This window comes from Lentibacillus daqui, assembly GCF_027186265.1.
GTDB lineage: Bacteria > Bacillota > Bacilli > Bacillales > Amphibacillaceae > Lentibacillus_C > Lentibacillus_C daqui.
In genome coordinates, this window is record NZ_CP114176.1 from 2,499,123 (window position 1) to 2,520,744 (window position 21,622).

Below are 21,622 nucleotides of genomic sequence, written 5' to 3' on the forward strand. Positions count from 1 at the left end.
CTTAAGCCCCCGTATATGCACTTATATAACGGGGGTCTTGCTATCTATATTCTTAGAAAAATCCTAAATGCAAGCGGCCGAAGCCCAAAATGAATGTCAGTAAAACCGCGATAATTAATTGTATCCAAAAACTTTTGGTTGGTTCGCCCTGTCCGCTCTTTGTACTGATCATTTCCAGTGCAAAGATTGCCCAGATACCGGCAAGTCCTTTAAAAATCGCTTCTCCAATTTGCGGTGTGCCAAAATAATAGGCGAGTAGCGTACCACCTGAATACAAGATAAGTAAAAAATCCAGTCTTAAGATCATTTGAACAATTTTTGCTCCTTTGGCTTTTCCTTGTTTATTGAGTATCAATACGACAATAAACAGGATAAACGCCAGGATCCACGATGTTACGTGCAGATGTGTGTTCATTACCATTCCTCCCAATCACGGTTACTTACAAATTTACACCAAACCTATCATACCATGTCCGACTAGTAAATTCATTTGAAAGTTATATGAACACTTTATGAACTGTTTAATCATTCCACCCTACCCGCTCTGGTTTACCTCTGTTCACTTAATTCAACAATTCCACCCAATTCACATAAACTATACCGTAAAGGGGGACGAATGCATGCCGGCAAAAGTGGGAGCGGTAAAAGTTGTCAGTATTGGTTCATCCAGTATTTTTAATATTGGAGATGTCTATGCAATGTGTCCGGAAAGTCAGGCAAAAACATACGCTGGCGGCGGTTCCTTTAACACTGGAAATGGCACTAAGATTCGTCTTGGTCAGTCAAGTACGAATGTATATGATAAAGACACATTTGATCAAGGAATCGTGTAATGAGTGGGAGTGAGAAACATGTGCCTTACCATTCATCAGTCCATCAATATTAACCTTATTAAAGTCGGTGCAATCACCAACTCCTCTGTATTACAAATTGGCAGTACTGGGAGTATTCAAGCACGTTCCGATATTCATAATACAGGAGGGTATACTGAGCCTGTTGAAAAGGCAGAGGCGCTTACAACGGAATTTTCTCCATTAGTTCCACTTGCACCTCAAGGGTAGCACAAACAAATAAAATGCTGCATAAACTGATCATAGGCCTCTGCCCATGGTACCAATTACCAAGTGGAACAACTGTCCTGGCAGAAAGGGGGGAGATTTTCATGAACCCAAATGAATGGATGAATTATGTTTACGACCTTCATCAGCATATCCGGTCACAGGATCAAAAAATCAAAGATCTGGAATCAAGACTTCAGCAAATGGAACAAACATCACAAAAGAAAAATCCAACCACGATTGAAAAAATAGAATATAACTTCGATCAGTTAAAAATCGAACGACTGGATGGGACCTTGCATATTGGCCTCTCACCGAGTGACCTGGCGAAGATGGACGAATTCGGGGTTAACCAGACAAACCCACCAGACGAAAAAGTACCGTTAAATCAGACATTACAAACTGATTTACGTAATCATATCTATCAGGAAGGTCCAAAAATAATTCAACATTTAGCTGAGCAGTATCAGCATCCGGTTAATGAAAACTTCCAACATGTCATGCTTCAGGATATTGAAAAACAGCTGCCACAACGAATTCATGTTCACGAGCAGGAAGTCAGAAATAACCATAACCTGGCAACAGAAGATCAGATCATGAACTATGTTAAGGATCAAATTAAACACGAAATCCATCAATCACTAATTACCTATATGCAAGGTAATGGGAAAGAAGGTAAAGATCAATGAATCTGGTAGTTCACAATTGGGAATTATGTGTTGGGAATGTCGATATTGCGGCAGTTTCCGCATCATCAGTATTTTTAATCGGTGATAACGATGAAATGAAACTATCCTCATTTTTTGATACACCACCAGAAGCATTTACCATTGGAACCATTGTCCCATTAGCACCACAGGGTTAATAACGCTTCGCCCGGTTAAACGGGTTCTGGATTGAATAAACATATTTATTTCAACTAAAAAAGGTGATGTTATATGGAAAAACGAACTGCTGATGTCAAACAATTAGAGGGTGTTGCCGTCGCCTTTAGTTCTATTTTAGCAATAGGTGACACAGAAATAGCCAGGCCAAAAGCAAAAATATCTGCGGTACAAGAGCAGGGTCCTATCTTTTCAAAGCGAGATCAAGTCATATTTTCCAACTATCCAATCTACTCCATGCCTGCCAAATGGATTGAAGAACCGGTTCCAGTTCACCAGCAAATTTATCATCACAAACCTTTCATCTGTCTAAATCGCTTTCAATTTGGTTATGTTTCGGTCTCTTCCATTCTGCAGGTAGGCAGTATTAGCGACATCACTGCGGACGCCCGGATCAAACATTTTCGTATTTTGGAACCAAATGCGGCGGCTTCAAGTTCGGGAAACGCCAACAAAAATAATCAGGATTAAAATCCAAACTTATACACCTCCAAAATATATATAACAAACTACACAAGGCACATATATCGTTCATACCTTATATGAAAGAAGTTCAAAAGACTTACCTTAGACATTTTTAAAAGTACGGTTTAAGCTTAACGTCTTTTGGACTCATTTATCGTTATCATACCAAGGATTAGGAAGGTGGAAAAATGCCATCTATTGTAGGTCCGCTAAAAGTTAACAGCATTACTGGAGGGGTGGTAAACTTTGGTGACTCCTTTTATCTCTCGCCAAAGAGCACTGCAAAAACCGCTACCGGCTCCGGTTCAATGAATACGGGAGATTTTATTAATACAAATACCGGATTTAGCTCGACCAATCCAGTTGATCCCGACATGATTGATCAACTAATTGCAGGAAACACCTAACACATCGGTCCTCCGTCATCATTGTACTACGGAGGACCGACGCTATTCATAAGTTGACTGATCTAAAAAGATGAATTGAACACCATCGTCACAATTATGCTTTAACCAGTAGTTGTTTGGCAAAAAAATAAAGATACGCTTCTTTAACCGGCTGCTGCCAAACTGTCTCCAACGCCTGTTTATAGAGTTTTATCTGCGTCTGATACCGTTCACGCAGCTGCTGGATAATTCCTTGCGTTGCTTCTCCATCAATCGCATCGGTTTTATAATCGACAATGACCCAACCGTCTTCTGTATGAATAATACAATCAATCACGCCTTGCACCAGTACCCGTTCATCTGTGTCACTTTCCCAGTTGGCATAAACCTCGCTTGCTGGAAGTGAAAGACTAAATGGCACTTCGCGATAGACAGTAGGCGCAGTTACAAGAGATGTGCCAATACCCGTTGTGTAAAATTGCTCGATCGCCTCTGTATCAATAATAGCTGCCTCATCAGCGGTTAAAATTTCCCTGCCGACCAGTTCTTCAATAAATTCCGCTATCTCTGCTTTATTTAAGCTACGGGTAAGCGGGATATGCTGCATCACCGTATGCATTGCTGTCCCACGCTCTGCAGCTGAAATGGACTTCTCTGTTTGCATAAATTTTGGCCGTTTGACAATTGGCGCATGAAACGGCTGGACAAGCCGCATATCACTATAATCATCCTTTACTTCCCGTTGCCGTTTTAGTTCCGTAACCGTTTGTTTGGCCCGGGCTGTTTGCGCCTGCGGAAATGGATAGCGAAATGATAGACGTTCATCAACCATATGCATCTGCTCTTCATCGGTAAGCTCAAGCGGCTGCCATGTCGTAACACTTTCTTTTAGCACCTCATCTACATACTCGTCCACTTTTTCCAGATTGGTATAATCACTTCCATGAACAACAAAAACTTTCCATGTTGATGGATCAATTTTGATCGGATCCAACACGGCATCACCGACATCCTCTGTCCTGAGCAAACCATTGGCCTGATGCCGGATCAAGGCCGGGCCCACCCAATCCAAGTAACTTTTCGCTTCCAGCCGATACTGTGCTGGTAAGACCCAGGCTTCATGGTCAGCCATCTTTTGCCATTTTGCTTGTTTCTTTTCGAATGAAGCAACATTGGCAACCATAACCAGTTTTTCTTTTGCCCTGGTTAAGGCAACATACAAAACACGCATTTCCTCCGCTAATTGTTCACGCAATTTTTCACTCCGAAAGGCATGAAACAAAAGGGTTGGGTAGGTAATCCGTTTTACCGGATCAATATACTTACTGGCAAACCCAAGATCTTTATGCAATAAATAGCGCTGGTTGAGATCCATCAGATTAAATGATTTATCCATTGCCCCAACAATGACAATTGGGAATTCGAGTCCCTTACTGCTGTGAATGGTCATCATGCGGACAACATCTTCTTGTTCACTAAGCGCCCTGGCTGCTCCAAGATCATCACCGCGTTCTTCCATCCGTTCGATAAACCGCAAGAAACGAAATAAACCGCGGAACGATGTCGTCTCGTAGCCACGAGCACGATCATACAGTGCCCTTAAATTTGCCTGACGTTGCCGACCACCTGGCATACCTCCGACAAAATCATAATAACCTGTTTCCCGGTAAATTTGCCAGATCAATTCCGATAATGCCCCTTGTCTGGCAGCGACACGAAAGCGTTCCAGCTGCTCCATAAACGGCCGCAATTTTTCCGCTAATTCATCGGTTTCATTATCGGTAAATCGCCGTAGTGCATCATAATACGTATGACGCTTATCCGCCAGACGTATCCTGGCCAATTCCTCTTCATTCAGACTGACGATTGGCGAGCGCAATACAGAGGCAAGCGGAATATCTTGTCTTGGGTTATCAATGATCTTTAATAAACTGATCATGATTTTTACTTCAATCGCTTCAAAATAGCCTGTGGATAACTCCGCATAAACAGGGATCCCTTGTTTTTTCAGTTCATCGGCAATTGTCGGTGCCCAGGTCATGGAGCGCAATAAAATAACGATGTCACGATATCTTACATCCCGCTGTGTCTGTGTTCGCTTATCGACTACCTGCAATGGTTTTTCATCCCTTTGGCCTACCCACCTCTTTATTTTTTCTGCGTAGGCACGCGCCTCCAGCTGGGCTTTCTCCAAGTCCTGATAGTTCTCCTCATCGTCTTCTGTCACCTGATCTTCCTCAGGTGCTTCGCGATCAATAATTACAAGTTCCGGATCCGCCTGTGGCAGTTCAAGGGTATCGTACATATGGTTGGCATAAATTAATTCTGCATCCTGATCATAATTAATCTCCCCTACGTCTTCATCAAGGATCTGCCTAAAAATATAGTTTGCTCCTATTAAAACTTGCTTCCGGCTGCGAAAATTACTGGCCAAATCAATCCGTTTCGCTGGTGATTTTTGTTCAGCAAACCGTTTATATTTATCAATAAACAAAGATGGTTCAGCATGACGAAATCGGTAAATACTTTGTTTCACATCGCCAACCATGAACATATTCCCAGAACCATCCTGATCACTGATTAATTTTAAAATGGTCTCTTGCACCAAGTTGGTATCCTGATATTCATCAACCAGTACTTCAGTAAACTTGGTCTTGAACTGACGGGCAACACTAGATGGAACGACATGCTGCGGATCAGATGTATCGTCCATCAGCAGCTGCAGGCAATAATGTTCCAAATCGGAAAAGTCGACAATTGCTTTTTCCCGTTTTTGTTCGGTGAACCGTTGTTTAAATTGTTTCACGAGTTCGGTCAGCTGCCTGATAACCGGTGCCAATTCCTGCATATCCGCAACATGTCCGGTGAGATTACGGGTAAACCAGCTTTCCTTCATCTCATTCCAGCGTTTTTTGTAACTATCACGCAATGCTTTGACTTTTGCCTTCTTGTCCTCATTACAGTCCACTCGTTTGCCGGATAGTTTGGTAAATGTACTTGTTTGCATAAAGGCTTGTAATTGATCCCACGAAGCAAATTTCGATAACGCCTCATGCAATTGATTGATATCTGCATCAATGGCATCCGCATAATGGTATGGCCCATCATTTTCCTTTGTCAGATCCAGGGCACGTTCCATTTCCTCTTTGATCGCTGTGAATTGACTGTTTATCTCCCGTTTGATGATCGAAAGCCAAGGCAAATCCTGCTCAGTCCATTGATCTGGCACATCATACGTGTCGACAAGGCGATCCAGCCACTGGTCCGGCCATGGATTTTGTTCGGAGAATGTATACAATTTCAGCACAAGGTCTTCCACATCATTATCATTGCGATCACTGGAGAAGCGATCAACCACCGCAAAAAACTTCTGCTGTTCCTCTCCTTGCTTGCCATACCATTCCTCAAATAAATCAGCAATGACCTCTTGCTGGATCAAATCAGTCTCCATATCATTGGCAATTCGAAATCCTGGATCGATATCCAACAAGTACGCATATTCCCTGATGACATCCAGACAAAAAGAATGCAAAGTTGAAATTTGCGCACGCTGCAACAAGGATAATTGTTTTTTCAAATGGTTGGATGATGGATTTTCTGCCAGCTTATTTTCCAGGGCAAGACCAACACGGTTGCGCATCTCTTGAGCCGCTGCATTGGTAAAAGTAACGACAAGCAATGTATCGATATCAACCGGGTTATCCGCACGAATCAATTTTTGAATTATCCGCTCCACCAAGACTGCCGTTTTCCCAGATCCAGCCGCTGCTGCCACCAAAATATCACTGCCATCAGTATAAATCGCCTCATGCTGTTCATTCGTCCAATTTACCATTGTTCTCCCTCCGTTTGTCCGGCACCGGTATCTACTTTTCTACGCAGTTCTTCCAAAATTTCATCGTCCTTTCGATCCGTTAGCTTGCGATAATTGTTTTCTTCCAGAGTCGGATCGAATTGACAAACCGAGCGATATGGGCAAAAGGTACAAGCAACCCTTTGTTTATGCTGGTATGGGTTTAAATGGACTTTACCTTCTGTCATATCAACACCGGCACGAACCATTAACTGTTGAATATGGTCTTTGAGAATATGGAAAGTTTCCTCATCAGCAATCCGTGAACTGCTGTAAAATCCGCCATTTTTCTTCACGCCTGCCGGTACAATCTGACTTGATCCTGACTCCAGTGATGTATCCATTAACTTGACGGCAGTTTCATCAGCAAGCAGAAGTCCCTGCATTTTGTATTTTTTAAAGATTTCCTGGTCAATTTCTTGGTCGTCCATTTTTTGTTTTGCTGAAATCATTGGATTATGCACATGGAAATAGAGTACTCCCGCTGGCGTAGCCTTTACACCCAGCCATTGTTCAGATTGGGACAGAACAACATCCAAATAAGCAAGCATCTGCAAGGCAAGGCCATAGTATACCTCTACCAGATTCAACCCTTTGGCACTTGATTTGTAATCAATGATACGCAGGAATAAATGCTCCTGATCCAGCGCCTTGTCTACCCTGTCAATACGGCCGCGCAAGACCAATTCAAATCCATTTTTAAGGGGTAGTCTCACTGGCTTAAGTGTTTGATTATCCCCCATACCAAAGTCAAGCTCCAGTCCAACCGGTGAAAAATTGCTTTGCCGTGCCTGTTCGCCTAGCACATAGGCAGCACGAGCAATGACGTCTTGCAATTTTTGCTGAATGTATTGATAGCGATTCGAGCTGTGTAAAATCTGGTGTTGCAAAATTGGCGCAAGATGGTTGACCGCTTGTTGGGCATAATGATCGGTCTCCTGTTTCGTCAGTTGCGCATAATCTTTTCCTGCCTGTTGAACCCATTCAGTAATCTGTTTTAATGCTTCATGGAACAGCTGGCCAATATCTGGTGCATCCAATTGATAGGTTTGCCGTTCGTCCAGGCCTAAACTGTATTTGGCGAAATGCTGATATGCACAGCGATAATACATTTCCAGCCTGGAAACACTGGCCTTCACTTCTTTGGGATAAAGTTCTTTTGTTGTTTCTTCTGACAAATCAACAGGCTGATTACGATAATACAGACTTTGTAAAATGGAATAGGTTGTACCAAACTTCCTCGTATTTTCAATATACCAGTTCAAAACATACCACCAAATCGGCTGAACCGGGTATCCTTTTCGTTTTCGGCTTAGTTGTGCGGTTAATGCTGCTCTCGTTTTAACCGGTGTTGTGATGAACGCCTGTGCATCGAATAATTCATCTGGATCCTGCAACAGCAAATGTTCACAACAAGACGGAAATAAATCCTCCATGCGCTTAATCAGTTGGGAAGGCATTTTCGCTTTTCCCTCTTCATCACTTAACGGATAACTAATCCACATTTGTTCACTTACCGCTGTAAAAGCCAGATACATATAAAACCAATCGTCCAATAATTGACGCTTACTGCTATCAGCCAGTCTTAATCCATGTGTCGCCAGCAGCTCCCGTTCGCGCTCATTAATCATCCCGTCTGCTTGTGGTTTCATCGGCCAAACGCCGTCATTTACACCAAGTAAAAACGCACATTTCTTGCCGCTAATCCGGGAACGGTCAATGGTCCCAACAATCACATGATCCATGCTTGGTGGGACGTGCGCAAACTTCAACGATTCCAAACCAGCATCAAGGGTGGTACGAAACGTGGCTAATTCCATCGGTTCATCACCGGCAATTTCGACCATTTCATCGATCAATTGGACAATGGCCTCCCAGACTTGTTCCTGCTCACGTCCCTTTTCAATTTGACCTGCTTCATCAAAGGTATCCCTTAGCTGTTCCAGACGTTTTGGTACACGAAGTTCTTCCAGCCATGTAAACAGGACTTCACACATCCCGGCAACCGTTTGTGCTTTTCGGATTTTTTCATCAAATGACTGTAGCGCCTGAACTACTTGACGACGATAGGCATTAATCCGTTTTTGTGTCTGCTTTTCCGCATCAGTCTGTGCCGTCTGATCAAATCCGCGAAAACGACTGTATTCCCAGTCTTCTTCACTCATCCAGCGTGCCCGTGAACGGATACCATACTCCAACACATAATTTTCCAATTCATCAATGGCATCATTTGTTAATGGATATTCTTTATCCGCGATCGGGATAAATCCTGTCTTTAGCACCCGGAAAACTGCATCATAGCGCCAATTCCCCTGTACCATATCAAGGGCAGAACGAATCAATTCGATCAAAGAATGATTCAGCATCGTTCGCTTCTCATCGACAAACACGGGGATACCATAATCTGCAAAAATCGTGTCAATCAGGTCATGATAAGTTTCCGGCTGCCGAATAAAAATAGCCATGTCCCGATACCGGTAATGCTCTTCTCTAACTAAGCGAATGATTTCCTGTGCCGCTCCTTCTACTTCCGCGCGCGGATGTACCGCCTCGGCAATCTGAATGGGTACAGCCCCTTTATATTTCGGTGCCGGCCGATTATCGAAATTAGCGTCTAAATGATAAAAAGCAGGACTCCCCTTAAATCTTCCATACGCTGGGTTCATTTTTATTGTTTCCTCAATGGGAATTTGATTTTCTTCTACCACGGCTTTCAAAGTTTGATAGGTTTCCTTCGTTTGATAAAACAGATCCAATTCTGAAGGTTTGGTTTCTTCCGGATCATCAACGGTTAAGCCGATAGTAACGCAGCTGACTTTGTTCAACAACGCCTCCACTACAAACAATTCCTGCGGGGTAAATCGGTGGAATCCGTCAACGTAAACAATGGCATCATCCAGTATCGGTGCCTGCCTGATTTTTTCCGCCAGTAATCGTAATTGATCCTCACTATCAATGTATTTATCATGTAACGCAATGGATAATTTTTCATATAAATAAGTCAAATCTTGCAGTTTATTTGTTAATGCCACTTCTCCAGGTTCTTTATGGGTAAATTGATTGATGTGTTCCATTTCCATTTTCAACATTTCCGGAGTAATGCTGTAACGCTTGAACTCGGTAATCATTTTTTCCAGCTGATCAAGAAATCCCTGTTTCTCCATCGCTTTTTGGAACACCCGCCAGTCTGATTGTTTTTCCTCAATAATCTTTCTCAGCATCATTTGAATGCCGATGGAACTAATAAACTGTTTTGTCCCCCCGCCGGTTTCTTGTAATATCCGCCAGGCAAGTCTGGAAAAACTGACGACATTTGCCCTTGTACTCCCTTGAATAAGGTTATCATCAAATAAGGCATATTCTTGTTGAAACGTCATTTGATCCGGAACGATATAAAAGATTGGTGGACCTTGTGGATCCTCCAACAGCATTTGTTTCATTTCATCCAGCATTCGGCCACTCTTCCCCGTGCCGGCAGTACCTAATAAAAAGCGAATCCCCATGTAATCCCCTCTCCAACAGACATTTTTCAGCAAAAAAATAGCTTTCTTCCATTTTACCAAAGAAGAAAGCTTAATTATACTTATTTAAATGATGATCGGTTTTTCAGACTCTTAACCAAAATCTATGGTTGACAGATTAGATGTAATTTTGATTTATGCAATCGCTACGGAAAAACACTACGCTGGCTAGTTTATCATCACCATTTTTATTCATTAATTCAACCATAGATTTTGGTGACCGGTTTTTCATTTAATTCAATTTCCTCATATGTTCCTACTAGGTTATTCTCTTCATCCCCTGTTTTCCTGCCAGTTAATCGTCATTCCAATGGGACGTTCCTTGGGTTTCACCTTTCTTTTGCAAGCGTTTTTCTATGTATTTGCCCAGGATCCAAAATAGGACAATACAGATACCAATAACAATCGTACGAACAGGATGTTTGGCAAATGACATAATACTGGCTCCGACATATGCCATAGTAAAGATCATCACCGATTTCCCCATCAGAACAGCTAGTATAAATTGTTGCAAACTGACTTTTGATAATCCAGCAACAATATTAATAACTGCCGACGGGGAAAACGGAAAACACATTAATAAAAATAAAGGTCCAAAGCCATGGCGCTCAAACCAGGCTGTCACTTTATGTACCTGTTTATTTTTCCGAATGGCCGTAAAGATCCGCTTTCGACCAAGCTTACGAATAATAATAAAAATAGTGATCGCGCCGAGACTTGAACCTAACCATGAAAGTAAAAAACCCCAAAACAAACCATATGCTGCTGCATTTGCGAAGACAAACACGACCAGTGGCAAAAATGGTAAAAAGGCTTCGAGCAATGGTAGTAATATCCCTGGTAACGGCCCGAGTTGCTGATAGTTGTCCAAAAGCTGTTCAATATATTCATCCAGTAAATCATTTTCAACAATCATTCGCCAATTTTTAATACTTAAGTCCGTTAGAAACATTTAGCTATAATCCCCTCACACAAACATCACATCGAGTTATCATCTGACTATAATATTTATTTTAATGGAATAATCAGTGTCTGCATAGCATGACCAGCTAATTTTTTTGCCTCTTTCTATCCATTATGAACAAAATTAAAGATTTTAGTGTTTTTTGTACGTGATTATCGTATAATTAAATAGAACAAATGTTTCATCGGAGGAGATTCATGATGCGTTATCTAAGTGATGAGGAAATCGAAGTGGCTTCACGCTTTTTGTTTCTGTCCATGGCATTGATTGTTATGGAACAAGATATGCAAACAATTGAATCAGGTTCATTCAAGATAAAAGAGCCGTATATGGAACTCCTGGATAGAATGACTACTGAAGCAATGAATGAGCGACGTAAGCTACGGGATGTAATGAGGAAAAAACACATGAAAGTTGTCACCTTAAATAAGAATGATTCCTTTTCGTCCTACCTTTTCTTGTGCGAAGGCCGTGAAGAAAAACGCAATTATTTTAATCCAGCCATCCGAAAAAAAGTTGAAGCCATCATCCATGAGCTTATGCATAGGGCTCTGCCACTATTTCAACCGAGTGCTTCTGCAAATACCTGATTCGATTGTCGAGAAGATAGCGAAATTGAGCTGTTCGCTGGATCTGATTTAATACGGAACCAACGGAAACATCAAGAATTACCCTTTTACCTGTTTTAAATGCTATTTCCGTCTGTCTGTTTGTTACCTTATACACTTCGTCAATATGCGAATGGGCAATCCAGGAACAATTGGCACTTGACGGTGAAAATGTTGGAAAGAAATACATGCCGCTTGCAGGGTCAATCGAGATCGGAGCCTTATGTGTAATGCCACATATATCCCGGGTTCCATCTTGGCGGCCCTTAAGACTTGCACCGAAAAACTTGCATGCATAATCGATAATTTTGGTCGGTGATTGTCTTACAATAAATTCATCCTGTTCTTCCAAAATTCGCGCAGACACCTTTCCGGATTCATCACGATGTACCAATACCGCCATTGTTAGCGGCGTCACTTCATAAGTTGGGTTAAAATAATAATTATTTTCCATTTTTACATTACTTCCTTCCTATAATTGTTCCATGAATTAGAAAGAGGACTATTACTAATTTACCAAATTTATAGGTAAAAAGATACCCAAAAAGACATTTTTCTTAAAAAAATCTTTATTTTAGAGTAAATTAAGATATTTCCTTTGGCCTTACATTTTTTTGAGAATGTTCAATATGGGGGGTTTTGCCCAGACTCCCTGAAAATGTTTGGCTCATTACTCGGTCAATTCAACTGAAATTGTATTGATTTGGGCAGGATCTGATTCTTGATAATGCTATCGTATCCCAATTTAATTTTATTCCCAATTTGAAACGTTTCATTGCTAATTACGGAGAGAACAACAAGCATGATACGTTGAGATGTCCCCACTTTCTGATTGAACAATGGCACTTTGATTAAAAATTCCAGATTATTGCCCTTTAGACGAACATGAATTAAAAATGAGGTTTAAATAATCTCCGTGTCCCCGAATGAGTTTAACCTCATTCTCCGAAGAAATCCAAAAAAAATGGAAAGTTAGCCCTTCTTCATCCTCTCCACCTGTTGGTTCGTAATCCCACTTGTCTGGAACATTTGATACATTTATTTTGTAAAAAAATCTATTATGTATAATACCATCATCATTTTCCCAATAATCTTCTGCAATTAGCTTTTCAATCTCAAAGTTTTTCAATCCTGTTTCTTCTTTAATTTCTCTAATTATTGCATTATAAGTGCTTTCTTTGGACTTTATAGTACCTTTGGGGATCTGTATGCCAGCTTCAGTAACAGGATGGCGGAATACCAATATTTGCGTTCTGCCTTCTTTAACTCTTGTTACATAACCATATGCTTTTTTAATCGCCATCATTAATTCCCCCATGAATATTTCCTCAGCCTTATGGTCCAGTCACCAAACTCGTAAATAAATCCCTTTCTCGTGCATTCATAAACCATTCCTACACGCTCTATTAATCGAATGGAAGGTGTATTATCTACATTGATATGAGCCTCGATACGGTGATAACCTAAGTTTTTGAACCCAATTACGAAGCATCTCTTTGAGACTCCCACGGCTAAAGCCGCAAGCCCTATACCTTACGATATTACGGGTGGGATTCTTGAATGACTATGCGTTCGCAGTCCATTTCTGTTTTGAACAGCCTTCAAGATGAGGGCATCTCATTGCCCCTCCTAAGACAGTGCATATAGCATCTTAGGCTGATTGACTACCACCATCAATCACAGGTGCATAACGAATATTCATTGCACCAACTAAATCACGATGTTTTTCAAATCCACATGTACACTTGTATTTTCTGTCTTTTGCCTTATTCTTGTAGAACACTTTGGGCATGTTTGACTGGTGTAGGCAGGGTTTACATATTCAACTTTATGCCTTCTAACTTTGCTTTGTATTCAATGAATTGTGATAGACGATAAAATGACCATGTGTGCAAGTTTTTTTCGTTTTTACGACTGTTTCTTGTCGTTTCCCTAATATTCGCCAACTGTTCTAAGCGAATGACGGAAATGTTATTTTCTTTTGCAACGTTTATAATTGCTCGACTAACCTTATGGTCTTGGTCTTTCATCCAACGTTGTTCTTTATCATCGAGCGTGCGAATGGTGTTTATCTTTTTCTTTTTTCCTAAGATTTTACGCTTTGAACGAAACACTCGCTTTTTGAATTTGTTTTGTCTGCCATTTTCAAAGAATCGTACGTTACCATCGTCTGTTACTGCAACAGCAGGAACTTTAAGTCCTAAATCGACACCCATTATCTTTGTACCTGTTTTTTCGATTGTAGGGAGCGTGATGGAAATTTGGGCAATCCATTTACCTGACTTTTTCGTTATGCGTAGTGTACCTAACTTGTTGTGTTTAATCAACTCTAAATTACGGTTATCTTTATCAATCAATAAAGCACGAATTGGAGTTTTCTTTACTTTTCCACCAACCATAATGGGCACTGAAATATGGGTGGAGTCAAAGGAATAGTTTTGATTGTTCCAAATACAGACAGGCTTCTTTAAATTGGGAACAACTTCATATTTATTCTTCTTCGCTTTTTTGAAAACACTTTTAGCGTCTTTAATTGCTTGGTTTTTCACTGCACTTGGTAGAGGAATATGAATATCCTTGCTTGATTTCTTCGTGCTTTTCTTTTCCTTGACCATTTCAGATACAAGCGTATTGATGGTAGAGATATACGTTTGGCTCATCTCATACAAAATAGAAGACTGTTCTTTCGTTGCAAGTAGTTTAATTTTAATTGTTATCGTTTGCGACATGCTATTCACCCCCTTGTTTTTTGTTGTTCAACATAGCGTTTAATAGTTTCACTCGATGCATTTTTCGCGGTTGATACAAAATAAGAACGTGTCCAAAGACTTGACAAGTGCTGAAGATGAGGAAATCCTATAATGGTAGAAAATAGTTGAACTCGCTAGTTCCTTGCCATCTGAACGCATTCCTTTTTCTTCTAAGTTTTGAAGAAAATTAATAATATGGGCCGGTTTTATTTGGTCCAGCCGTAAATGTTGAAATGCCGGTAGGATACGCAACTCCAAGTAATAAATATGTCTTTCTAATGTAGTGTGAGCCAATCTCCTTTTTGCACATTTTGGCAGCCATTCATTGTACACAAAGTCCACAAAGTTTATTTTTTGCGGCTCAAAATATCCTTTTCCAGTGACTTTGGCAACGAATTGGATCAGTTGTTCATCTGCATACCGTTGTCCTTTTGCATCAATCGTTTTATATTTTTTGTTCCGTCTTCTTTTACCATTTATGTCTGTATAACTGCCTAAATCAACTTCTAATTGCCATTTACCGTTACCACGCGGTCTAGCATGTCCTTTTGCCATGCGAATCCCTCCTATTGTTCTGTTGGATCGGTTAAAAGACCAACAGGAATGTCTTCATATCCTTCTAACTCATAGATAAGTATCCCGTTTATTAATTTGATGCTAGAATAAACAGGGATTTTAACTGTTTTTCCTGGATCAAATTCCTTCTGCATCATGCTTCACCCCCTTAAATCGGGGAACGTAGGTTCTGTTTAATTGTGTAAAAGAGGGTGTACGTGATTGTACACCTAACTCACCTTATTAGCGCCGTATGCTAAATTATCTTTAATTTTATCTTTCAAATCATAGTAAACACCAACATGAAAATAGTAATAATCCGACTCATTATAGATGCGCCATTCCTCGCCATAAGCCATTTTATGAAAGTTATCGTAGTTTAGTTCTTCAAAGGTATCCCTGTTATAAGTTATTGAAATAACTTCTTCTTTGGATTCATTTCCTTTCGTGTCAGTCATTGTACCTGTGACAACAGCAGTAACCTTGTTTACTTTTTTGTCACCAAAAGCTATTTTCATTGCTTCCAACGCGTTCATTGATTGATTTGACACCATAGTGTTCACACTAAAAGAATCGTCTCCATCAAATTCTATTTTTAAATTACCATCGTCATCTAAATTCGTACTCACTATATTTTTATTATCTTCCTTTAGTTTTTCATCTATGGGTCTATTTTCTTTCTTTTTCTTAGCTTTTTCCTTTTTCTTCTTTTCAGCTGCGGCTTTCTCTTCATCTTTTTTCTTCTTCTCGGCAGCTTTCTTCTTCTCAGCAGCGGCTTTCTTTTCCTTGGCCTTTTTGGCTTCCTCTTTTTTGTCTACAGTTTTATTTACGGGTTTAGCTTCTTCATTCTCAACTTCTTGTTTCGGTTCACCAGATGCTTTTTCTTCGTCGTTTCCGGTAAATGCACCAATTATCCCGAAAATGATAACTAAATATATCAAACTAGCAGTGATCATTTTCCATTTACTTCCTGAACGGAACCCTAGAATTTTTTGGTACCATTTCCGAGATTGATTGATTACATGAATCTTTGTATGCTTCCGAATAAGCTCTTCAACTTCTTTTCCAGAACCATCGGAAACAATAAATTCCTCTTGATTATCGTCACTTCTAAATGAAAAGATGGATTTTAATGCAAAATGATCAATTTTTACATCTTTCCAATCCGACCAATCAATTGATCGATGAAATATTAATTCTTTTTCGCTCGTAAATTCATAAATTTTAATTCCGTCCTGGTCAAATGCTGCAAAGAAATTAGTTAGACGTTTTTCCTTTACAGTAACTCCAGACACGCGATAAAGTGTATTCCCATCTTTGATATATTGGGATTCTAATGCCTTTGTCGCTTGTTCCGATATACTTTCCTTCTTTTTCTTTTTTTCTTCACTCAATTAAAATGCCCCCTCTAGTAATATATAACTATATCAAATCTATAATAAAACGATCTCAATAGACCGTGTTTTATTTAAATTCCTTTAAATGCGAAACCTCACTAGGAATGCCATAGAGACCTGCTACATCTTTAATAGTCATATTGGTATCGCTTAATTTATAAAGTTCATCATCGGGCAATAACAACTCGACCGCAAACTGATTGGCCTCGGTTTCTATTTTATCAACGGAAAACAATGTGCGTCTTTTTAAAAAAGGTGTGCTTAATCTGGGGTGTATTTCTGAATGCCCTAATTCATGGGCGCAAGTGTAGCGTTTAACCTCTGGTTGTGAATTTGAATTTATGTAAATGAACTTATTTCTTCTTATATATTTATAAAAGCCGTATATTTCTTCATGAAGATTATGTTCAATTACATAAATATTTTTTGCAGAAGCAATTGCGAATGGATCATTGGTTCCGTATTTTTTTACTAATTTTATCACAATCTCTTTTATCCACATAATTGACCCCCCTTAAACTAATCTTTATCTCTATGTTTTTTAGGGGTGTATTTTTTATTCGTCAAAGTCGCAATGCGTTCTGCATGTTCAAGTGCTTCTAAAAGTGTTTCAATAGCTTCCTCACTCATGGGTTCGCCCATATAATTCAGTCCATCGCCTTTGCCTTCTTTTAAATCATTCCTCATTTTTTCCATACGCTTTGCAATGTCTTTTTCGTCTTTTGCAGTTAATTCTGGATCGGCGGATCTTCCCATTAGATAATCCGTTCGTATATCAAAAAGTTCAGCAATACTGTTTAATCCAAGATTGATCTTTTCTTTGCTGCATCTGATGCGTTGTCTCCTCTCTCAATTTTTTAGAAGTCACTCCTTTGATTTTCGCCATGATATTCGCTGGACTAAGCGTTGGCAATGCATTGAGAAACATATATGTATGATCCTTGTCACATTCTAAAGCGACAATGACAATTCTAAGTTTTTCACATATTTCTTATACCAACTGCTTGAAACGTTCTTCCACATCAGCACGAAGAAATATTTTCCTTCTATATCGAGGACAAAAAACAAAATGATAGTTGATTAATGATATGGTTGTGTTGTTTCTTCTATATTCATTCATAAATTTATTGTATCATTTTATTCGATTAACTGTAACGAATATACAACAAAAAAGAGTGAAACTTTCGGATACTTGAAGCACCACAAAACCATTCAGTTTAAGTGGTACTTCTTATCCGACCTCACTCTCATCCCACACCTAAAGAAGTGGGCTTTCCCGTTCGGAAAATCTGTAAATGATAGCAATGGATTGTTTTAATTTTCCTCAGCAATAAAACTTGAGTCGTTAAAGTGATCAAAAAATAATTTCGGTACCATGTTTGACATTTGTCGCCCACTCCACCAATTATTTATTCAATGGTGATAATACATAGTAATCTGATCTATTTATTGTTCCAATTTCCATGGTTCATCCTCCAACATAAAGTTAGGCTTATTCTAGCATAGACCATAGGCGAATATCCATTTCTTATTCCTGATTCGCACCCGTTTTATGCTTTTTAGGGAAGGATTAAATGAATGAACTGGTTCAAAAAAACAGTATTCTGAACTGACCTTTTTGGGGCATTCGGCAAAAACACCCCATACCTATAAAAATTAGGCTGCCAAAGCATTAACTTCAACAGCCCAAGGAAAATAAATTAATATAACAAGTTCAGCAAATCTTCCTTTGATATCTTCCCTAAATAATGGGATACATCCACATCAGCCAACGCCTTCTCGATAGACGCCCGTTCATGGCGAACACCAATTAAACGTTTTTCCAGTTCCGAAACATCACCAATGCCAAAGAAATCCCCATAAATTTTGCAGTTTTCGATGATTCCTTTGTTAACATCTAAGCGAACATCGACAAGACCAGCCGGAAATTTATATGAGGCTTGTACGTTAAACGATGGAGACTTACCATAGTTCCATTCCCATTTTTGATAGCGGTCACGGGAAATTTGGTAGACGTTCTCCCAATCCTGCTCAGTCAACTCATAACGAGGTACATCCTTTACATCGTCCACATCAAAAATGTAGCGCAAAATCAATTCCTTAAACTGGTCCATCGTAATCTTTTCATCGAGAAATTCAGAAATGTTTGCGACACGGCTGCGAATCGATTTAATCCCTTTTGATTCAATCTTCTCTTGTTTTACGTTTAATGCCGCTACCACATTTTCAATTTCCGAATCGAGCATCAATGTCCCGTGACTGAACATCCGACCCTTTGTCGAGAACATCGCATTCCCGGAAATCTTTCGGCCTGCAGCTGCCAAATCATTTCTGCCCTTTAATTCTGCCGGTACCCCTATTTTATTCAGTGCCTCGACAACTGGTTTGGTAAACTTGGCAAAGTTTTGAAAGCTGTCCCCATCATCTTTGGTAATAAAACTGAAGTTCAAGTTTCCTTCATCATGGTATACCGCCCCACCACCAGACAGACGGCGCACCACCTTGATTCCATTTTTATCAACATAGTCTGTATTAATTTCTTCAATCGTATTTTGGTTACGGCCAATAATGATCGATGGCTGGTTAATATAAAATAGTAAATATGTATCCTTTTCACCAAAATTCTGCAGCACATATTCTTCAAGCGCCAGATTTACGCTTGGATCGGTAATTCCCTTGTTATCAATAAATTTCATTCTAACGTATCCTCCTCATTTTTCTTGTACAAAAGTCCTACTTTCATTGTAATGCAAACCGAACAGGCAAGCAAAAGAATAGATCAAACAATGCTATTTAAAATTTTTATTAAAAAAGTGATCTTTTCTATACCGAAAAAACCTTTATCAGCACGGTTGTGAAACCATTTACTTTCACAAGAGAATGACTTTTATAAATAATTTTGTTGTAACACACTATTGACAAAATGCATACTGTTGTAATACAATACAGTTACTATAACAAAGGGGGATGAACATGGATAACATCGTTGAGTTTTTTAAAAAGTTGCCTAAGAAGAAGTGTCAGCGTTGTGGTCAGGATATCGAAGAAAAAGCGGATTGCTACGGTAATGTCTGTGACGAATGTGATCATCCAGCACGGTAAACGATACGGTATTAATTCTGTAGTATAACACACCGCAAAAACAATCAGATAACAGCTTTCCCGCATGTGGGATAAATGAGTTAAGCAGCTATTCTTCGGCTGTTTATTTTTTTTGGACATCACAAAATAAATTACTGTAATCTCCTCCTTCTCACCACATCGCTTTTCTGAAAAGTCATATCATTCTTGTTCATTTTGTATTATACTAGTTACTGGAAAACATGATAATCGGAAGGAGCGTACATATGACGACTACTAAAAAACGATTAAAACGTTCAGAAGTCCCTGTGGAACAAACATGGGATTTACGTGATCTATTTACATCAGAACATGACTGGGAAGAAGCATTAACAACCATTCAATCAACAGCGGATCAAATCACTCCATTCAAAGGGAAAGTAACAGATAACGCGGCAACACTTACTGCATGCTTAAAACAGCTGGAGGAGTTACAAGCGCGTATCATTCGTATTGCGACATATGCGAATCTGAAACTAAGTGGTGATGGCAGTGACCCGCAAAATCAGGCCAATTCAGCAAAAACAGCCTCCGTATTAGCCGCAATCGGAGCAAAATTATCATTTATTGATTCCGAATTATTAACATTATCCCAGCACACGATTGACCAATATTTACAAGAGGAACCACAATTAAAAACATACGGAAAAATGCTGGAGGATAAATTGGAGCGTAAAGCTTATACCCTTGCACCGGAAATTGAGGAAATATTGGCTGCATTAAGTGAAGTACATGATGCACCATATATGATTTATGAACGTAGCAAGTCATCAGACATGGCGTTTGCACCCATCAAGGATCAAAACGGAAATGAGCTGCCCATGTCAGCAGCACTCTATGAAGATCGCTATGAAATCACCGCGGATACAGACATTCGTCGTAATGCTTATGATTCCTTTATCCAGACATTAAATCGATATAAAAACACGTATGCAGCTACATATGCAACCGAGGTTAACAAACATGTAACAATGGCACGTTTGCGTGGGTATGGTTCGGCAACAGAGATGTTATTGCATGAACAACAAGTCACACCTGATATGTACAATAATCAATTGGACATTATTCAACAAGAACTTGCCCCAAGCATGCGTCGATTTGTTAAATTAAAGCAGCAAGATCTTGGTTTGATGGAAATGCGTTTTTGTGATTTAAAAGCACCACTTGATCCATCGTTTAATCCAAAAACAACGTACGAAGAAGCAACAGCGACGATTATCGAGGCTTTACAAATAATGGGACCAGCATATAGTGATATGATCGAAACAGCGGTACGCGACCGTTGGATTGACCGTGCAGATAATGTGGGAAAAGCAACCGGCGCGTTTTGTTCCAGTCCCTATGGTACGCACCCATATATTTTGTTGACCTGGACCGATATGATGCGGGGAACGTTTTTGCTTGCCCACGAGTTGGGGCATGCCGGACATTTTTATCTCGCCCATAAAGAACAATCCCTTGTGAACACGAGACCATCAACATATTTTATTGAAGCACCATCAACATTAAATGAGTTATTGTTGGGCAATCATCTCTTGCATAAAACAGACGACAAACGAATGAGGCGCTGGGTCATCAGCCAAATGCTCGGCACGTACTATCATAATTTTATTACTCATCTATTAGAAGGAGAATTTCAGCGCCGGATCTACACACTTGCTGATGCTGGCACCCCAATCACTGCCGATGTGTTATGCAACCAAAAGAAAGAAGCGATTGTAAACTTCTGGGGCAAAGACGTTACAATCGATGATGGTGCCGGATTAACCTGGATGCGCCAGCCACATTATTACATGGGGCTTTATCCGTACACCTATTCTGCCGGACTAACTGTTTCAACCACAGTCGCGCAAATGATTCAACAAGAAGGGAAACCGGCTGTAGACCGCTGGTTAAACGTGTTAAAATCCGGCGGCACCATGAAACCACTGGAGTTAATAAAACAAGCTGGTGTGGACATGGAAAACCCGGATACAATCCGTTCTGCTGTCGCTTATGTTGGTAAACTCGTCGATGAACTAGAAAAAAGCTATGCATAATCATTAACTTCAGAAATCCTCA

21 protein-coding genes and 5 pseudogenes are annotated in these 21,622 nt (G+C 39.9%); 9 read left to right on the top strand and 17 right to left on the bottom strand.

Annotation, left to right across the window (positions count from 1 at the left end; translation table 11 throughout):
• Positions 1-52: 52 nt before the first annotated feature.
• Entirely contained in the window at positions 53-415 is a 363-nt protein-coding gene (locus tag O2S85_RS12665) for a YisL family protein (RefSeq protein WP_269409686.1), read from the bottom strand.
• Positions 416-620: 205 nt separating this feature from the next.
• On the opposite strand from O2S85_RS12665, the gene O2S85_RS12670 reads away from it, so the two are divergent.
• From O2S85_RS12670 to O2S85_RS12695, 6 genes are all read left to right on the top strand, one after another.
• On the top strand, positions 621-833 hold the full coding sequence (locus tag O2S85_RS12670; protein WP_269409687.1) for a spore germination protein: 213 nt from the start codon (positions 621-623) through the stop codon (positions 831-833).
• 18 nt (positions 834-851) lie between these two features.
• Complete coding sequence (locus O2S85_RS12675; RefSeq protein WP_269409688.1) at positions 852-1,061, top strand: spore germination protein GerPB; 210 nt, start codon at positions 852-854, stop codon at positions 1,059-1,061.
• A 101-nt stretch (positions 1,062-1,162) separates the two neighbouring features.
• Positions 1,163-1,747 (top strand): spore germination protein GerPC, encoded by a 585-nt coding sequence (gene gerPC / locus O2S85_RS12680; protein WP_269409689.1) that lies wholly within the window; start codon positions 1,163-1,165, stop codon positions 1,745-1,747.
• Complete coding sequence (locus O2S85_RS12685) at positions 1,744-1,923, top strand: spore germination protein GerPD (RefSeq protein WP_269409690.1); 180 nt, start codon at positions 1,744-1,746, stop codon at positions 1,921-1,923. The genes gerPC and O2S85_RS12685 overlap by 4 nt, the downstream gene beginning before the upstream one ends.
• Before the next feature lie 73 nt (positions 1,924-1,996).
• Positions 1,997-2,413, top strand: coding sequence for a spore germination protein GerPE (locus O2S85_RS12690; protein ID WP_269409691.1), 417 nt, complete (start codon positions 1,997-1,999; stop codon positions 2,411-2,413).
• A 182-nt stretch (positions 2,414-2,595) separates the two neighbouring features.
• Positions 2,596-2,814 carry a spore germination protein gene (locus tag O2S85_RS12695; protein WP_269409692.1) on the top strand — a complete coding sequence of 73 codons (219 nt, stop codon included), beginning with the start codon at positions 2,596-2,598 and terminating at the stop codon, positions 2,812-2,814.
• 94 nt (positions 2,815-2,908) lie between these two features.
• Here the strand turns inward: O2S85_RS12695 and addA are convergent, their stop codons facing one another.
• From addA to O2S85_RS12710, 3 genes are all read right to left on the bottom strand, one after another.
• Complete coding sequence (gene addA / locus O2S85_RS12700) at positions 2,909-6,628, bottom strand: helicase-exonuclease AddAB subunit AddA (protein ID WP_269409693.1); 3,720 nt, start codon at positions 6,626-6,628, stop codon at positions 2,909-2,911.
• Positions 6,622-10,149: a helicase-exonuclease AddAB subunit AddB gene (addB, locus tag O2S85_RS12705; RefSeq protein ID WP_269409694.1), complete on the bottom strand. Its 3,528-nt coding sequence runs from the start codon at positions 10,147-10,149 to the stop codon at positions 6,622-6,624. The genes addA and addB overlap by 7 nt, the downstream gene beginning before the upstream one ends.
• Positions 10,150-10,462: 313 nt before the next feature.
• Positions 10,463-11,119, bottom strand: a complete 657-nt coding sequence (locus O2S85_RS12710; protein WP_269409695.1) for a TVP38/TMEM64 family protein — start codon at positions 11,117-11,119, stop codon at positions 10,463-10,465.
• A 212-nt stretch (positions 11,120-11,331) separates the two neighbouring features.
• Between O2S85_RS12710 and O2S85_RS12715 the strand changes: the two genes are divergently transcribed.
• The gene (locus tag O2S85_RS12715) at positions 11,332-11,721 is read left to right on the top strand and encodes a YhjD family protein (protein ID WP_269412579.1); all 390 of its coding nucleotides are present in this window, start codon (positions 11,332-11,334) and stop codon (positions 11,719-11,721) included.
• Here O2S85_RS12715 and O2S85_RS12720 read toward each other — a convergent pair.
• The 13 genes and pseudogenes from O2S85_RS12720 to lplA form a co-directional block, all read right to left on the bottom strand.
• On the bottom strand, positions 11,669-12,193 hold the full coding sequence (locus O2S85_RS12720) for a competence protein ComK (RefSeq protein WP_269409696.1): 525 nt from the start codon (positions 12,191-12,193) through the stop codon (positions 11,669-11,671). The genes O2S85_RS12715 and O2S85_RS12720 overlap by 53 nt on opposite strands.
• 411 nt (positions 12,194-12,604) lie before the next feature.
• A complete protein-coding gene (locus O2S85_RS12725) occupies positions 12,605-13,045 on the bottom strand; it encodes an NUDIX hydrolase (RefSeq protein WP_269409697.1) in 441 nt (146 codons plus the stop codon).
• A complete protein-coding gene (locus tag O2S85_RS12730) occupies positions 13,045-13,248 on the bottom strand; it encodes a GNAT family N-acetyltransferase (RefSeq protein WP_439649400.1) in 204 nt (67 codons plus the stop codon). Before O2S85_RS12730 ends, O2S85_RS12725 begins: the two co-directional genes overlap by 1 nt.
• 142 nt (positions 13,249-13,390) lie before the next feature.
• Positions 13,391-14,468 (bottom strand): annotated as a pseudogene (locus O2S85_RS12735) (RNA-guided endonuclease TnpB family protein).
• Positions 14,469-14,473: 5 nt separating this feature from the next.
• A pseudogene (locus O2S85_RS12740) lies at positions 14,474-14,575 on the bottom strand (transposase); the annotation flags it as partial.
• Positions 14,576-14,672: 97 nt separating this feature from the next.
• Positions 14,673-15,044 (bottom strand): annotated as a pseudogene (locus O2S85_RS12745) (tyrosine-type recombinase/integrase); the annotation flags it as partial.
• Positions 15,045-15,055: 11 nt separating this feature from the next.
• A complete protein-coding gene (locus O2S85_RS12750) occupies positions 15,056-15,202 on the bottom strand; it encodes a hypothetical protein (protein WP_269409698.1) in 147 nt (48 codons plus the stop codon).
• A gap of 72 nt (positions 15,203-15,274) precedes the next feature.
• Positions 15,275-16,438 carry a hypothetical protein gene (locus O2S85_RS12755; protein ID WP_269409699.1) on the bottom strand — a complete coding sequence of 388 codons (1,164 nt, stop codon included), beginning with the start codon at positions 16,436-16,438 and terminating at the stop codon, positions 15,275-15,277.
• Positions 16,439-16,508: 70 nt separating this feature from the next.
• Positions 16,509-16,943 carry an ImmA/IrrE family metallo-endopeptidase gene (locus O2S85_RS12760; RefSeq protein WP_269409700.1) on the bottom strand — a complete coding sequence of 145 codons (435 nt, stop codon included), beginning with the start codon at positions 16,941-16,943 and terminating at the stop codon, positions 16,509-16,511.
• Positions 16,944-16,960: 17 nt separating this feature from the next.
• Positions 16,961-17,197 (bottom strand): hypothetical protein, encoded by a 237-nt coding sequence (locus O2S85_RS12765; RefSeq protein WP_269409701.1) that lies wholly within the window; start codon positions 17,195-17,197, stop codon positions 16,961-16,963.
• A 34-nt stretch (positions 17,198-17,231) separates the two neighbouring features.
• Positions 17,232-17,561: pseudogene (tnpA, locus tag O2S85_RS12770) on the bottom strand (IS200/IS605 family transposase); the annotation flags it as partial.
• Positions 17,562-17,758: 197 nt separating this feature from the next.
• A pseudogene (locus tag O2S85_RS18925) lies at positions 17,759-17,906 on the bottom strand (GNAT family N-acetyltransferase); the annotation flags it as partial.
• A 235-nt stretch (positions 17,907-18,141) separates the two neighbouring features.
• Positions 18,142-19,137 carry a lipoate--protein ligase gene (gene lplA / locus O2S85_RS12780; protein ID WP_269409702.1) on the bottom strand — a complete coding sequence of 332 codons (996 nt, stop codon included), beginning with the start codon at positions 19,135-19,137 and terminating at the stop codon, positions 18,142-18,144.
• A 277-nt stretch (positions 19,138-19,414) separates the two neighbouring features.
• Between lplA and yhfH the strand changes: the two genes are divergently transcribed.
• Entirely contained in the window at positions 19,415-19,543 is a 129-nt protein-coding gene (gene yhfH / locus O2S85_RS12785) for a protein YhfH (protein ID WP_269409703.1), read from the top strand.
• A gap of 245 nt (positions 19,544-19,788) precedes the next feature.
• Positions 19,789-21,600, top strand: coding sequence for an oligoendopeptidase F (gene pepF / locus O2S85_RS12790; protein WP_269409704.1), 1,812 nt, complete (start codon positions 19,789-19,791; stop codon positions 21,598-21,600).
• The last annotated feature ends 22 nt before the right edge of the window (positions 21,601-21,622 follow it).

Bases quoted from the DNA above. Each gene is read 5' to 3' on its own strand.
- addB (WP_269409694.1), bottom strand. From the start codon at position 10,149: ATGGGGATTCGCTTTTTATTAGGTACTGCCGGCACGGGGAAGAGTGGC.
- pepF (WP_269409704.1), top strand. From the start codon at position 19,789: ATGACGACTACTAAAAAACGATTAAAACGTTCAGAAGTCCCTGTGGAA.
- lplA (WP_269409702.1), bottom strand. From the start codon at position 19,137: ATGAAATTTATTGATAACAAGGGAATTACCGATCCAAGCGTAAATCTG.
- yhfH (WP_269409703.1), top strand. From the start codon at position 19,415: ATGGATAACATCGTTGAGTTTTTTAAAAAGTTGCCTAAGAAGAAGTGT.
- O2S85_RS12685 (WP_269409690.1), top strand. From the start codon at position 1,744: ATGAATCTGGTAGTTCACAATTGGGAATTATGTGTTGGGAATGTCGAT.
- O2S85_RS12710 (WP_269409695.1), bottom strand. From the start codon at position 11,119: ATGTTTCTAACGGACTTAAGTATTAAAAATTGGCGAATGATTGTTGAA.
- O2S85_RS12675 (WP_269409688.1), top strand. From the start codon at position 852: ATGTGCCTTACCATTCATCAGTCCATCAATATTAACCTTATTAAAGTC.
- addA (WP_269409693.1), bottom strand. From the start codon at position 6,628: ATGGTAAATTGGACGAATGAACAGCATGAGGCGATTTATACTGATGGC.
- O2S85_RS12725 (WP_269409697.1), bottom strand. From the start codon at position 13,045: ATGATGGCGATTAAAAAAGCATATGGTTATGTAACAAGAGTTAAAGAA.
- O2S85_RS12750 (WP_269409698.1), bottom strand. From the start codon at position 15,202: ATGATGCAGAAGGAATTTGATCCAGGAAAAACAGTTAAAATCCCTGTT.
- O2S85_RS12670 (WP_269409687.1), top strand. From the start codon at position 621: ATGCCGGCAAAAGTGGGAGCGGTAAAAGTTGTCAGTATTGGTTCATCC.
- O2S85_RS12690 (WP_269409691.1), top strand. From the start codon at position 1,997: ATGGAAAAACGAACTGCTGATGTCAAACAATTAGAGGGTGTTGCCGTC.
- O2S85_RS12695 (WP_269409692.1), top strand. From the start codon at position 2,596: ATGCCATCTATTGTAGGTCCGCTAAAAGTTAACAGCATTACTGGAGGG.
- O2S85_RS12765 (WP_269409701.1), bottom strand. From the start codon at position 17,197: ATGGGAAGATCCGCCGATCCAGAATTAACTGCAAAAGACGAAAAAGAC.
- gerPC (WP_269409689.1), top strand. From the start codon at position 1,163: ATGAACCCAAATGAATGGATGAATTATGTTTACGACCTTCATCAGCAT.
- O2S85_RS12720 (WP_269409696.1), bottom strand. From the start codon at position 12,193: ATGGAAAATAATTATTATTTTAACCCAACTTATGAAGTGACGCCGCTA.
- O2S85_RS12665 (WP_269409686.1), bottom strand. From the start codon at position 415: ATGAACACACATCTGCACGTAACATCGTGGATCCTGGCGTTTATCCTG.
- O2S85_RS12760 (WP_269409700.1), bottom strand. From the start codon at position 16,943: ATGTGGATAAAAGAGATTGTGATAAAATTAGTAAAAAAATACGGAACC.
- O2S85_RS12715 (WP_269412579.1), top strand. From the start codon at position 11,332: ATGCGTTATCTAAGTGATGAGGAAATCGAAGTGGCTTCACGCTTTTTG.